10 protein-coding genes are annotated in these 13,193 nt (G+C 72.6%); 5 read left to right on the forward strand and 5 right to left on the reverse strand.

Going from position 1 to position 13,193, the window contains the following annotated elements:
• Positions 1-245 precede the first annotated feature (245 nt).
• From ACWDEN_RS06655 to mtnA, 5 genes are all read right to left on the reverse strand, one after another.
• Entirely contained in the window at positions 246-1,148 is a 903-nt protein-coding gene (locus tag ACWDEN_RS06655) for a ComF family protein (RefSeq protein ID WP_450857628.1), read from the reverse strand.
• A gap of 156 nt (positions 1,149-1,304) precedes the next feature.
• Positions 1,305-3,146: an LpqB family beta-propeller domain-containing protein gene (locus tag ACWDEN_RS06660; protein WP_450857630.1), complete on the reverse strand. Its 1,842-nt coding sequence runs from the start codon at positions 3,144-3,146 to the stop codon at positions 1,305-1,307.
• On the reverse strand, positions 3,136-5,250 hold the full coding sequence (gene mtrB, locus ACWDEN_RS06665) for an MtrAB system histidine kinase MtrB (protein WP_450857632.1): 2,115 nt from the start codon (positions 5,248-5,250) through the stop codon (positions 3,136-3,138). The genes ACWDEN_RS06660 and mtrB overlap by 11 nt, the downstream gene beginning before the upstream one ends.
• Position 5,251: 1 nt before the next feature.
• Positions 5,252-5,941, reverse strand: a complete 690-nt coding sequence (mtrA, locus tag ACWDEN_RS06670; RefSeq protein WP_191870552.1) for a two-component system response regulator MtrA — start codon at positions 5,939-5,941, stop codon at positions 5,252-5,254.
• Positions 5,942-6,114: 173 nt separating this feature from the next.
• Positions 6,115-7,257, reverse strand: a complete 1,143-nt coding sequence (gene mtnA, locus ACWDEN_RS06675) for an S-methyl-5-thioribose-1-phosphate isomerase (protein ID WP_351622828.1) — start codon at positions 7,255-7,257, stop codon at positions 6,115-6,117.
• A 140-nt stretch (positions 7,258-7,397) separates the two neighbouring features.
• On the opposite strand from mtnA, the gene ACWDEN_RS06680 reads away from it, so the two are divergent.
• From ACWDEN_RS06680 to ACWDEN_RS06700, 5 genes are read left to right on the forward strand one after another with little or no spacing between them, the layout of a single operon-like run.
• Positions 7,398-8,780 (forward strand): glycerophosphoryl diester phosphodiesterase membrane domain-containing protein, encoded by a 1,383-nt coding sequence (locus ACWDEN_RS06680; RefSeq protein WP_351622831.1) that lies wholly within the window; start codon positions 7,398-7,400, stop codon positions 8,778-8,780.
• Positions 8,781-8,784: 4 nt separating this feature from the next.
• The gene (locus ACWDEN_RS06685; RefSeq protein ID WP_450857635.1) at positions 8,785-9,567 is read left to right on the forward strand and encodes a DUF4129 domain-containing protein; all 783 of its coding nucleotides are present in this window, start codon (positions 8,785-8,787) and stop codon (positions 9,565-9,567) included.
• Complete coding sequence (locus ACWDEN_RS06690) at positions 9,564-10,760, forward strand: DUF4350 domain-containing protein (protein ID WP_351622833.1); 1,197 nt, start codon at positions 9,564-9,566, stop codon at positions 10,758-10,760. Before ACWDEN_RS06685 ends, ACWDEN_RS06690 begins: the two co-directional genes overlap by 4 nt.
• A complete protein-coding gene (locus tag ACWDEN_RS06695; protein ID WP_351622840.1) occupies positions 10,760-11,749 on the forward strand; it encodes an AAA family ATPase in 990 nt (329 codons plus the stop codon). The genes ACWDEN_RS06690 and ACWDEN_RS06695 overlap by 1 nt, the downstream gene beginning before the upstream one ends.
• Positions 11,749-13,059: a DUF58 domain-containing protein gene (locus ACWDEN_RS06700; protein ID WP_450857637.1), complete on the forward strand. Its 1,311-nt coding sequence runs from the start codon at positions 11,749-11,751 to the stop codon at positions 13,057-13,059. Before ACWDEN_RS06695 ends, ACWDEN_RS06700 begins: the two co-directional genes overlap by 1 nt.
• The last annotated feature ends 134 nt before the right edge of the window (positions 13,060-13,193 follow it).

The raw sequence follows: 13,193 nt of genomic DNA on the forward strand, positions 1-13,193 counted from the left end.
GAGCACCGGACCTCGGACTCGGTGACTTCCACCTCCTCCTCCCCCAAGGGCGAGATCTCCACCCCACCGCCACGGGTGATTGCCGAAAACCCATGGCACGGCATTCCGATATGAGAGGTGTGGCCTGCGCCTTTCCTCACAACCGAACATATCTCGCCCGGACGGATGTCGTCACCCTCTACTCCCGCGTACCTCCGTTCAGGTGAATTACCCCTCTCACGACCTGCAACGATGCAGGTCGGCGGTCAGTTCCTGTTTATTTCGAAAGAATCCGGCGGTGCGGCGATCACGGCCGCATGGAGCGCATGCCGAAGCGTGTTCACGGCCGTCTTTTCCGGTGCACCATGCACCCACTTCGTACCGTCCCACCGTGCTCCGATCCGTCGTTCATCCCTTCCTTCCCGAGTTACGGCCCCGTACACGACTGTTCTCACTCCAGTTCGCTCCTCTGCCACCTCCCGGACAACCCGCGCCGCCTCCGCGAGGCTGGCACCCGTCGTGATCAGGTCGTCGACGAGCACCACCTGGCCCGCGCCGAGCAGCCGACCGCCGCCCGCCGTCACCTCCAGCGCGCCGGCGAGGTTCGCCAGGCGCCGCCGCGCGTCCAGCCCGGCCTGGTCCGCGACCGGCCGCCGCTGGCGCAGCACGGCCGCCACCCTGGCCGGCGTCCCGGTGCGCCGCAGCTCCCCGGCCGCCGCGAGCGCCATCCGCCGCACCGGATCGTGCCCACGCGCCCGCACGGCCCACCGGGCGGAGGGCACGGGCACGAGCAGCACGGGCCCGGAAGCGCCGGCCACGGCCCCGCGGCCGGCGCCCGCACCGGGACCGACGCCGGCAGGGCCACCGGCACCGCTCCCACCGAGCCCCGCCCGGACGGCTCCCGCCAGGGCCGCGCCCAGGGTTCCCGCGAGGGCCAGCGCGCCCCGCTCCTTGTGCGCGAGAAGCAGCGTGCGCACCTCCGACGCGTAGGGAGCCACCGCATGCACCACCGGCAGCCCGGCCGGCTCCGGCACCGGCCGCACCCGCCGCGGCGCGCGGCCGTACAGCGCGCCCCGGCACCGCGGACAGAGCACCGTACGAGGTGCTCCGCAGCCCGCGCAGTCGGTCGGCAGCACCAGGTCGGTGAGGTCCTGCCACCACCCCCGCATGTCCACCACTGTGCCAAGGCGGAAGCGACCCGGCCACCCCTGTGGAAAACGCCCTGTGGACAACCCGGCGGAACGCAGACCGCCCGTCACCCACACGGGTGACGGGCGGTAGACGGGCGGTATGCGACCACCCGGGGGAAGACGTGCGGGCGACGCTCAGCCCGGATAGATCGGCGCCGTCCCGTCCTTGTCCACCTTCTGCCACTGCGCCCCGGACGGCAGCCGTACGATCCCGTCGTCCTGCGAGTAGGCCACCAGGGGCACCCGCTCGTCCTCGGACGCGGCGATCGACTTCACGCCCGTGAGCGCACCCGGCGCCGGACCGTCGAGCGTCGAGCCGTCGACCTGGACGTATCGCATCTGCAGCACGCCGCCCTGCTCCCGGCCGGCCACGAGCAGCCTGCTGTCCCCGGCCCACGACAAGGCGCTGACCTGTTCCAAGTCGGGCGCGGCCGACCGCAGTTCGACCACCGACGTGCCCTGCCCGGTGCCGTCGTCGCGCTGGACCCGGCCGATCAGCAGGGACTGCGTACCGTCCTTCTTCTCCACGACGAGCGCGATCCGCGCCCCGTCGGCGGCGACCCGCGCGTCCGTGATCCGCCCGGGCAGGTCCGGGACCGCGACCTCCTCCGGTTTGGCGGCGTCCTGCTGCAGGACGTACAAGCGCGGACGGCGCTGGTCCCGGTCGGCCACCCACAGGTCGCCGCGGGCGTCCCAGCTCGGTGTCGTCAGCCGCCCGTCCGGGGTCGCGCCCTGGCTGGTCACCAGTGCCTGCCCCAGCGAGCCGCCGGACGCCAGCGACGTCACGTACAACGACCTGCCCTGGTCACCGACACCGGCCGCGCTGTGCTCGTCCCGCGACACCGCCACCGACTCCAGGGCCTTGCCGCCCTCGCCCAGCGGACCCGGCACCGGTACGGCGCTGGTGGTGCTGCTCCCGGTCGGCATCCGGACCAGCCGGTGCTTGCCGTCGAGGTAGTACAGGTTCTCGGGGCTCTTGGCCGATCCGTGCCACGCGATGGCCTCGGCGCGCTCCTCGCTCAGGTCGCACAGCCGGTGGCCGCCGACGCCCTGCAGCTCGACGGACTCCAGCGTCGGCGCCAGGTTCCGCAGCGTGAACAGCAGCTGCGTCGCCATCTCGGTGCACTTGGTCGCCGCGACCTGGGACACCTTGAGGTTCAGCGGCACGGTCAGCTTGTTCTGGTCGTCCGGCGCCAGCCCCGACACGTCCTTCTGCAGGGCCGTACCGGTCGGGAAGCTGGACCTGACGACCGGCCCGAGCCAGCGCGTGGGACCGGTCAGCAGCGAGCGGACGATCTGCGTCATCGGGTCCACCTTGCTGCGTACGAACACCGGATCGGCGACCGCCACCGGCTCCCCCGTGGACCCGACCGTCGTGTCGGAGGCGAAGTAGTACTTGTCGACGGACGTGTAGTTGCGCTGGAAGTCCGACTTGCCCATGACGACACCGTCGGGCAGCGCGTCGATGCGCCACTGCCCGTTCTTGGGGTCCCGGGTGAGGTGCACCTTCTTCTGGTATGAGCCGCCGGCCGGCTCGTACGCCTGCTGGGAGTCCACCGTCGCCACCATGCTGCCCGCGAGGACACAGGTGACGCTGTTGGCCGTCTCGCGCCCGCTGCCCGCCCGGCAGTCCGGCTCGATGCTCGGCCCGTTGGCGAGGACCGTGGTCGACTGCTCCGGCCGCCAGACCCGCGCCGCATCGGACGTCAGGTACTTGCGGGCCGTGTCGTACGCCGGGTCGTCGCTGGTCAGCGCCTCCAGGAAGCCCTGCATGATCTCGGCGGGCCCGGCACCCTCGGCCGGCGGCATGGCGAACACCCGGACCCCGGTGTCCTGCCGCGGCGTGGACTCCACGTTCCGCAGATCCCCGCTGTCCGGCATCGAGGCACACCCGGCCAGCAGTACGGCCCCCAGGGCTGCGTACGCCACCGCGCGTCCCGGCCGGGGCCGGGCGCCCCCCCTGCGGTCAGCGCCCACGAAATGCCTCCCCTGGCTCGGTCGAGTCCTGCGTGTCTGCCGTGTCCGGCCGGGCCGCGCCCGCGCCGGGTGCCGGACGGGTGGTGGGCCCGTCTTCCGCGCGCCGTGCGCCAGCGGTGGGCCGGGGCACCACGCGCGCGCCGTTGCCGTTGCCGGGCAGTGCGGCCGGGTCGGCGGCGGGCGCGGCAGCGGCCAGCCGCGGTGCGATCGGGGCGCGCGGCGGCAGCGCGGACGCCTGGGCGCCGCTGGGCTGCACCGGAACGGTCGCCCGCTTCTCCTCGCCTCCGCCGGGCAGACCGGCCTCGTCGAGGCCGCGATTGCGGCGCGAGTCCTTGGGCTCCAGCGGTATCGGCGAGCCCCGCAGCGGCTCGTCGGCGGTCCTGGGCAGCGTCAGCCGGAACTGGGAGCCACCGCCCGGCTCGCCCCAGGCCTGCAGCCAGCCGCCGTGCAGCCGCGCGTCCTCCAGGGCGATCGACAGCCCGAGGCCCGTACCGCCGGTGGTACGCGCGCGTGCCGGGTCCGCCCGCCAGAAGCGGCTGAAGACCCGCGTCGCCTCGCCCGGCTTGAGTCCCACGCCGTAGTCGCGCACCGCGACGGCGACCGCGCCACCCGCCGCGGCGAGCTTGACGATGACGTCCTTGCCCTCGCCGTGCTCGACGGCGTTGACGACGAGGTTGCGCAGCACCCGCTCGACACGCCGGGCGTCGGCCTCGGCCACGACGGGCTGCTGGTCGCCGACCACGCGTATGTGGGAGCCCTTGCGCTCGGCGAGCGGCTCGGCACCGCTGACCACACGCCGGACGACCTCCCTGAGGTCTATCGGCTCGGCCTCCAGCGCCGCCGCTCCCGCGTCGAAACGGCTGATCTCCAGCAGGTCCGCGAGCAGCGACTCGAACCGGTCCAGCTGGTCGGCGAGCAGCTCGGCCGAGCGCGCGGTCACCGGGTCGAAGTCCTCACGCGCCTCATGGATGACGTCGGCGGCCATACGGACGGTCGTCAGCGGGGTGCGCAGCTCGTGCGAGACGTCCGACACGAACCGGCGCTGCATCCGCGACAGGTCCTCCAGCTGCTGGATCTTCACCTGGAGGTTCTGCGCCATCTTGTTGAAGGCCTCGCCCAGACGGGCGATGTCGTCCTCACCGGTGACCTTCATCCGCTCCTGCAGCCGCCCGGCGGACAGCCGCTCCGCGATCCCGGCCGCCATCCGCACCGGCGTGACCACCTGGCGCACCACCAGCCAGGCGATCGCGCCGAGCAGGACGACGACGAACAGCCCGGCGGTCGCGAGCGTGCCCTTGACCAGGCTGAGGGACTTCTCCTCCTGGGTCAGCGGGAAGAGGTAGTACAGCTCGTACGGCCGCCCGTTCGGGTCGTTGAGCTGCTTGCCGATGACCAGCGCCGGCTGCGACTCCTTGCCGTTGGCGTAGACGATCCGGGCGTAGCTCTGAGCGGCCGTCGTACCGCTGTTGACCCGTTCGCGCAGGTCGTCGGGGATGCTGGAGGTCGGGTTGACGTTCCCGGAACCGCGCGGGCTGCGGCCGCCGCCGCTGTCGTCGCCGACGGGCAGCGTGACCACGTCGAAGGCGCCCGCACCGCCGCTGGACAGCGACTCCACGAGGTCGCTCATCCACTGGATGACGTTCTGCGGCTGCCGGCCGTCCGCGGTCGCGGTGCCGTCGGCGGTGCCGCTCCCGGCGGGCGCACCGGTACCGGCGCCGCCGGCCGCCTCGTCGGCCTTCTGCTTGGCCACCGCGAAGCCGCCCGTGGCCTGGCTCTGCGAGGCCCTGACCTTCGCGTCCAGCAGGCCGTTGCGCACCTGCCCGATCACGACGAAGCCCAGCAGCAGGACGACGCCCAGGGACATCACCAGCGTCGTGGCGACGACCCGTAGCTGGATGTTGCGTCGCCACAACCGCATCACCGGCAGCAGCGGACGACGCACCCAGCGCAGGAACAGCCTGATGACCGGGCTGCCGTGGACCCCGCCCTCGAGCAGCCCGCCCTCGAAAAGAGTCCTCAACCGGGCACCCGGCGTCCGGCCGACAGGCCGCCCCGGACGGGCTCCGGACCGGCCGGGAGCCGAAGCGGCGCTGTCCCCGGACATGTCAGCTCGGCCCGGCCTTGTAACCGACACCACGGACGGTCACCACGATCTCGGGCCGCTCCGGGTCCTTCTCGACCTTGGAACGCAGCCGCTGGACGTGCACGTTGACAAGCCGCGTGTCGGCCGCGTGCCGGTAGCCCCACACCTGCTCGAGGAGCACCTCGCGGGTGAAGACCTGCCACGGCTTGCGGGCGAGCGCGACCAGCAGGTCGAACTCCAGCGGGGTCAGCGCGATCGACTGCCCGTCCCGCTTCACCGAGTGCCCGGCCACATCGATGACCAGGTCACCGATGGTCAGCTGCTCCGGCGCCGGCTCCTCCGACCTCCGCAGCCGCGCCCTGATCCGGGCGACCAGCTCCTTCGGCTTGAACGGCTTGACGATGTAGTCGTCGGCGCCCGACTCCAGGCCCACGACCACGTCGACGGTGTCGCTCTTGGCCGTGAGCATCACGATCGGCACCCCGGACTCGGCCCGGATCAGCCGGCACACCTCGATGCCGTCCCGTCCGGGCAGCATCAGGTCGAGCAGGACCAGATCGGGCTTGGTCTCCCGGAAAGCGGCCAGCGCCTTGTCGCCGTCGGCTACGAAAGACGGCTCAAAACCTTCACCACGCAGCACGATGCCGAGCATCTCGGCCAGTGCGGTGTCGTCGTCGACGACAAGGACTCGTCCCTTCATAAACGACATCATCCCATTCTCGTAACAGTGACAGAGGCGCTGGTGAGCGAGGTCACTGGCCGGTGACGATAGTCGTACGAGGCCGTCACTGTCTGCCCCCGTCCGCCGAGCCCGGCCATGAAGCGGGCCAAAGGGAGGGCACAGGGTCACTCTTCGCGGGGTGCGGTCGAGCCGGCATCAGCCCATCAGCTGATCGCCGCCCGGCGCGACCCGGCGCACAGCTCCGCAAGCGCCTCGGCCGTCACGGGTGAGACCACTCCCTCCTCGGTGACGACGGCCGTCACCAGCTCGGGCGGCGTCACGTCGAACGCCGGGTTGTACGCCTGGGTCCCCAGGGGCGCCACCGGAACACCGCCTCCCGCTCCCGTCACCGGCACCTGAGGCGCGGCGATCTCGGTCACCTCGAAGCCGGGGCGCTGCTCGACCTCGATGGACGCCCCGTCAGCAGTGTCCGGATCGACCGTCGTCACCGGCGCCACCACGATGAACGGCACATGGTGGTACCGCGCCAGCACAGCCAGCGGATAGCTCCCCACCTTGTTCGCCACCGAGCCGTCGGCCGCGATCCTGTCCGCCCCGATCAGCACCGCGTCCACCTCACCGGCCGCGAGCAGCGAACCCGCCGCGTTGTCGGTGAGCAAGGTGTACGCCATGCCGGTACGGGCCGCTTCGTACGCAGTGAGGCGAGCGCCCTGCAGCAACGGCCGTGTTTCGTCCACCCACAGCCGCCGCAGCCGCCCCTCGCGGTGCGCCTTGAGGGCCACCGCGAAGGCCGTGCCCTCACCACCCGACACCAGCGAACCGCTGTTGCAGTGGGTGAGGATCCGGTACCCGCCGCCGGACACCAGCTCGTCCAGCAGCGCGAGTCCGTGAGCCGCCATCCGGGAACTGGCCTCGGCGTCCTCCCGGTGCAGCGCCCGCGCCGCGGCCAGCGCCGCCGTGGCCGCCTCGGTGGCATCGCCGCTCCGCGCCAGCGCGGCCTGATACGCGGCCTGGGCCCGGCGCACGCCGACGGACAGGTTCACCGCGGTGGGCCGGGCACCCTCGAGGGCCCACGCCGCCTCGGCCACGTCGAAGCCACGCGCGGCGGCGAGCGCGACACCGTACGCCCCTGCGATCCCGAGCAGCGGCGCCCCGCGCACGGCGAGCGAACGGATCGCCTCCACCAGCGCCGACGCGTCCGTGCACACCAGCTCGACCTCCTCGACCGGCAGCCGCGTCTGATCGAGAAGCACCAGCACAGGGCCTTCGGGTGGTTCCTCCCATCGGATCGCAGGTATCTCGGTCGACCGCTTGTCCCCGTCGGTTCGCGCCTGCTGATCAGCCATGCCGTCAGTCTGCCCCGAATCCGGCGGACCATTGAAGGCATCCAGCGCCTACCGCGGCCGGTCCCTTCATGACCACCCCATGGCACGATGGCTGCCAACCTGCCGCCGCGACCGCGGACGGGCACCGAGAAGGAGCTTCGATGACAGACACTCCGGGCTGGGCCTCGCCCGGAACCGCCCCGTCGAACGAGGGGCGGGAACCCGGCGCGTCCGGTCCCGCCGAGCCTGCCGACCGTCCCGGCGACACCGCACCAGCACCGCAGCCGGATGCCGACACGCAGGGCCCAGGCGTGAAGTGGTCCAAGGAGCAGCCGCCCCCCGGCCAGTGGTCCGCCCCCACCGGTGCCCCCAGCCCCCACCAGACCCCGCCGCCCCCGCCGCCCGGCCCGGGCTGGACCGGACAACCGCCCGCCGGCCCCGGCAGCCACGGAGGCGGGTACGGCGGCCCTCCCGGCGGCTACGGCGGTTACGGCGGTTACGGCACCCCCGGCGGTCACGGAGCCTGGGGCGGCGGCTGGGGCGGCCCCCCGCCCGCGGCCAAGCCCGGCGTCATCCCGCTGCGCCCCCTCGGCGTCGGCGAGATCCTCGACGGCGCCGTCTCCACCATGCGCACCCACTGGCGCACGGTCCTCGGCATCTCGCTGGCGGTGTCCCTTCTCCTGAACACCAGCATGGTCCTGCTGCAGGGTTTCGTGCTCAACGACGCCACCGTCCAGCCGACGGTCAACGACCCGAACAACGCCAGCCCCGGCGAAGTGCTCCACACCCTGCGCGAAACCATGATCGGCACCGGCATCGTCTCGGTGATCCGCACGGTCGCCATCATCCTTCTGACCGCCCTGCTCACGACCATCACCAGCCGGGCCGTCCTCGGCAGGTCGGTCACCGCCGGCGAGGCCTGGCGCGAATCCCGACCGCAGATCCTGAAACTCTTCGGACTGCTGATGCTGCTGGGCCTGATCTTCGCCGGAGTCGTGCTCGCCGGCGGACTGCCCGGCATCCTCGTCCTGCTCGCCGGGAACATCGGCGACGGAGCCGGCCTGCTCGCCCTCGGCTTCCTCGCGGCCACCGTCGTCGCGGTATGGCTGGGGATCCGCTTCTACCTGGCCGCGCCCGCCCTGATGCTGGAGCGGCAGGGCATCGTGAAGTCCCTGAAGCGCTCCGCGAAGCTCGTCCGCGGCTCCTGGTGGCGCACCTTCGGCATCGTGCTGCTCACCCTGCTCATCACGGTCATCGTCGCGTCGGTCATCTCCATCCCCTTCACCCTCATCGGGGCCGCCGTCAGCGGCGACAGCACAGGCGACGTGCTCGGCACCAGCGGCGGACACATCGGCTGGACCGCCCTGATCATCCGCGGCATCGGCGCCCTGATCGGCACCACGCTCACCCTGCCGATCAGCGCGGGCGTCACCGTGCTCCTCTACATCGACCAGCGCATCCGCCGCGAGGCCCTCGACCTCGAACTGGCCCGCGCCGCCGGTGTCCAGAGCACCGGCGGGCCCGGCCCCGTCCCGGGGAGCTGATGCGGTGAGTCTCACGGGGGGACTGCTCACGGCGCCGGCATCGTCCGGCGCCGGCGGCACGGTCGTACAAGGCCTGCTGCGCGCGGCGGACACGGCCGTCCGCGCAGCGGGCGGCTCGGGAGACGGGCCGCCCGTGACCACCCCGCGCGATCCCGCGCGGGAGGCGGCTCGCCGCGAGCTGTCCAAGCGGATGTACCACGAGAACGATCCCGGGCTGTTCCAGCGCGCACTGAACGCGTTCTGGGACTGGCTCGACCGGTTGTTCAGCTCGGCCGCCTCGTCGACACCCGGCGGCACGATCGGCCTGGTCGTCGTGGTCCTGTTCGTCGTCGCAGTCCTGGCCGCCCTGTGGTGGCGCCTGGGCACCCCGCGCAGGCAACCCTCCTCCACCGCCGCCGCCCTGTTCGACGACCGCCCCCGCAGCGCCGCCGAACACCGCGCGGCCGCCGAGGCACACGCGGCCCAGGGCCACTGGAACCAGGCCGTGCAGGAGCGCATGCGGGCCATGGTCCGCTCCCTGGAGGAGCGCACCCTGCTCGACGTCCGCCCGGGCCGCACCGCCGACGAAGCGGCCGCCGAGGCCGGCCGGACCCTGCCCGCACACACCGACCGACTGCGGGCCGCGGCCCGCGAGTTCGACGACGTGACATACGGCGGACGCAGGGCGACCGAGCAGTCGTACCACCGCATCGCCGAACTCGACCACGACCTCGAACGCACCAGGCCCACCCTCGCCCACAGCACCACCAGCACGGCCCACACCACCCACCAGGGGGCCGCCGAGTGACCGCAGAGGCCACGCTGCCGGCCACCTCCACCGCGCCCACCGTCCGCCAGGTGTGGACCCGCGCACGAGGCATCGCGCTCGCCGCCGCGCTCATCCTGGTGGCGGCCGTCGCCATGGCGGCCGTACGCTCCACAGTCCGGCACGGCGAACTGGACCCGCGATCCGCCGACCCCTACGGCAGCCGTGCCGTCGCCCAACTCCTCGCCGGCCATGGCGTCTCCACGCGTGTGGTCACCACGCTCGGCGTCGCACGCAACGCCGCCGGAGCGGACACCACGCTCCTGGTCGCCGTACCCGACCTGCTGACGAGCCGTCAACAGGACCAGCTGCGCAGGGACACCGCCACCTCCGGCGGGCGCACCGTCCTCGTCGCGGCCGGCAGCCCCTCCGTGGAACGACTCGCGCCCGGAGTCACCGCAGACCCCGCCACCAGCAGCGCCACCACGCTCGCCCCCGGCTGCACGCTGCCCGAGGCCCGGCGCGCGGGCAGCGCCGACACCGGCGGCATCCGCTACACCACGACCCGCCTCGACGCCGACCGCTGCTACCCCAGCCAGCGCCTTGCCACCCTGCTGCGCATCCCCGAGGCATCCGGGGGCGGCGACACCGTCGTGCTCGGCGCGCCCGACATCCTCTACAACGACCGCCTCGACAAGCAGGGCAACGCCTCGCTCGCCCTCCAACTCCTCGGCTCGCGCCCCCATCTGGTCTGGTACCTCCCCTCGCTCTCCGACGCCTCGGCCACCGGCACCGGCGGCCGGAAGAACTTCCTCGACCTGCTCCCCTCGGGCTGGCTCTGGGGCACCCTGCAGCTCTTCATCGCAGCGGGCCTCGCCGCCTTCTGGCGGGCACGCCGCTTCGGCCCCCTCGTGCCCGAAAAACTCCCCGTCGCGATCCGCGCCTCGGAGACCGCCGAAGGCCGCGCCCGCCTCTACCGCAAAGCCGACGCTCGCGACCGCGCGGCCGCCGCTCTTCGCTCCGCCACCCGCATCCGCCTCGCCCCCCTGGTCGGCATCCCCGTCACCCAGGCGCACACGCCCGAGACCCTGCTCCCTGCCCTGTCCGCACACCTCACCGGTGACCAACAGGCCCTGCACTCGCTCCTCTTCGGACCGCGGCCCGGCGACGACGCGGCCCTCATCGCACTGACCGACCAACTCGACGCCCTCGAAGGAGAGGTACGCCGTTCATGATGGACCCGACCACTGACAACGCCGGGACCACCGGGGACGCGGGCACCGCCCGAGCCTCCCTGGAAGCCCTGCGCGCCGAGATCGCCAAAGCCGTGGTCGGCCAGGACCCCGCCGTGACCGGCCTAGTCGTCGCCCTCCTCTGCCGCGGACACGTTCTCCTCGAAGGAGTCCCCGGAGTCGCCAAGACCTTGCTCGTCCGCGCCCTGGCATCCGCACTCGAACTCGACACCAAGCGCGTCCAGTTCACCCCCGACCTGATGCCGAGCGACATCACCGGCTCCCTCGTCTACGACACCCGCAGCGCCGAGTTCTCCTTCCAGCCCGGCCCCGTCTTCACCAACCTCCTCCTCGCGGACGAGATCAACCGCACCCCGCCCAAGACCCAGTCCTCCCTCCTGGAAGCCATGGAGGAACGCCAGGTCACGGTCGACGGCACACCCCGCCCGCTCCCCGAGCCGTTCCTGGTCGCCGCGACGCAGAACCCCGTCGAATACCAGGGCACCTACCCCCTCCCCGAGGCCCAACTGGACCGATTCCTCCTCAAACTGACGATCCCTCTGCCCTCCCGCCAGGACGAGATCGACGTCCTGACCCGCCACGCCTCGGGCTTCAACCCACGAGACCTGCGCGCCGCCGGCGTACGCCCCGTCGCCGGACCCACCGACCTGGAAGCCGCCCGCGCCGCCGTCGCGAAGACGACCGTGTCCCCCGAGATCACCGCGTACGTCGTGGACCTCTGCCGCGCCACCCGGGAGTCGCCCTCCCTCACCCTCGGCGTCTCCCCGCGCGGCGCCACCGCTCTCCTGGCCACCTCACGCGCCTGGGCCTGGCTGACGGGCCGCGACTACGTCATCCCCGACGACGTCAAGGCACTCGCCCTGCCCACCCTGCGCCACCGGGTCCAGCTGCGCCCCGAGGCGGAGATGGAAGGCGTGACGGCGGACTCCGTCATCAACGCCATCCTCGCGCACGTCCCGGTCCCCCGCTGATGGCACTCACCGGACGCGCCGCCCTCCTCGCGGCCCTCGGCTCGATCCCCGTCGGCATCCTGGAACCCGGCTGGACCGGCATCCTCGCGGTCAACGGCCCCCTGGCCCTCGCCTGCGCCTGCGACTACGCGCTCGCCGCACCCGTACGACGGCTCGTCCTGTCCCGGTCCGGCGACACCTCCACCCGTCTCGGGGAGGCCGCCGACGTCACGCTCACGATCACCAACCCGTCCCGTCGCCCCCTTCGGGCACAGCTGCGGGACGCATGGCCGCCCAGCAGCTGGCTGCCGGGCACCGAGATCGAGGCCTCCCGCCACCGTCTGGCCGTCCCCCCGGGCGAACGCAGACGCGTGACAACCCGGCTGCGTCCCACCCGCCGCGGCGACCGCCAGGCCGACCGCGTGACGATCCGCTCCTACGGCCCCCTCGGCCTGTTGCCCCGCCAAGGCACCCACAAGCTGCCCTGGTCCGTACGAGTTCTTCCCCCGTTCACCAGCCGGAAGCATCTCCCGTCGAAACTCGCCCGATTGCGTGAACTGGACGGCAGGACCAGCGTGCTGACCCGCGGCGAGGGAACGGAGTTCGACAGCCTGCGCGAGTACGTTCCCGGAGACGACACCCGCTCGATCGACTGGCGAGCCACCGCCCGCCAGTCCGCCGTCGCCGTCCGCACCTGGCGCCCCGAACGCGACCGGCACATCCTGCTCGTCCTGGACACCGGCCGCACCTCGGCCGGCCGCGTGGGCGACGCACCACGCCTCGACGCCTCCATGGACGCGGCACTCCTCCTGGCGGCCCTGGCCTCCCGAGCCGGCGACCGCGTGGCGCTCCTGGCGTACGACCGCCGGGTACGGGCCCTGGTTCAAGGCCGGTCGGCAGGAGACGTACTGCCGGGCCTGGTGAACGCCATGGCCCCGCTGGAACCGGAACTCGTCGAGACCGACTCCCGGGGCCTCACCGCGGCAGCTCTGCGTACGGCACCTCGCCGATCCCTGATCGTGCTGCTCACGACGCTCGACGCGGCACCCGTGGAGCAGGGTCTGCTCCCCGTGCTTCCGCAGCTCACTCAACGGCACACCCTTCTGGTCGCCTCAGTGGCCGACCCGCACATCGCCCGGATGGCAGAGTCCCGGGGCAGCGCGGAGGCGGTGTACGAGGCAGCAGCGGCGGCTCAGGCACAGAGCGAGCGTCAGCGCACCGCTGAACAGCTACGACGGCATGGTGTGACGGTTGTGGACGCGACGCCGGAGGATCTCGCGCCGGCGCTGGCGGATGCGTACCTGGCTCTGAAGGCGGCGGGCCGGCTTTGATCCGCCGTGGCTCTGCCGCCCTTCGGGGTACTGCAGGTCCTGAAATGCAGAAAGGCCCACGCCTTCCGGCGTGGGCCTTTCCCAAGAATTGTTCGGCGGTGTCCTACTCTCCCACAGGGTCCCCCCTGCAGTAC

Source organism: Streptomyces sp. NPDC001153 (assembly GCF_053598315.1).

Coding starts and splice junctions, on each gene's coding strand:
- mtrB (WP_450857632.1), bottom strand. CDS start 5,250: ATGTCCGGGGACAGCGCCGCTTCGGCTCCCGGCCGGTCCGGAGCCCGT.
- ACWDEN_RS06700 (WP_450857637.1), top strand. CDS start 11,749: ATGGCACTCACCGGACGCGCCGCCCTCCTCGCGGCCCTCGGCTCGATC.
- mtrA (WP_191870552.1), bottom strand. CDS start 5,941: ATGATGTCGTTTATGAAGGGACGAGTCCTTGTCGTCGACGACGACACC.
- mtnA (WP_351622828.1), bottom strand. CDS start 7,257: ATGGCTGATCAGCAGGCGCGAACCGACGGGGACAAGCGGTCGACCGAG.
- ACWDEN_RS06655 (WP_450857628.1), bottom strand. CDS start 1,148: ATGCGGGGGTGGTGGCAGGACCTCACCGACCTGGTGCTGCCGACCGAC.
- ACWDEN_RS06695 (WP_351622840.1), top strand. CDS start 10,760: ATGGACCCGACCACTGACAACGCCGGGACCACCGGGGACGCGGGCACC.
- ACWDEN_RS06680 (WP_351622831.1), top strand. CDS start 7,398: ATGACAGACACTCCGGGCTGGGCCTCGCCCGGAACCGCCCCGTCGAAC.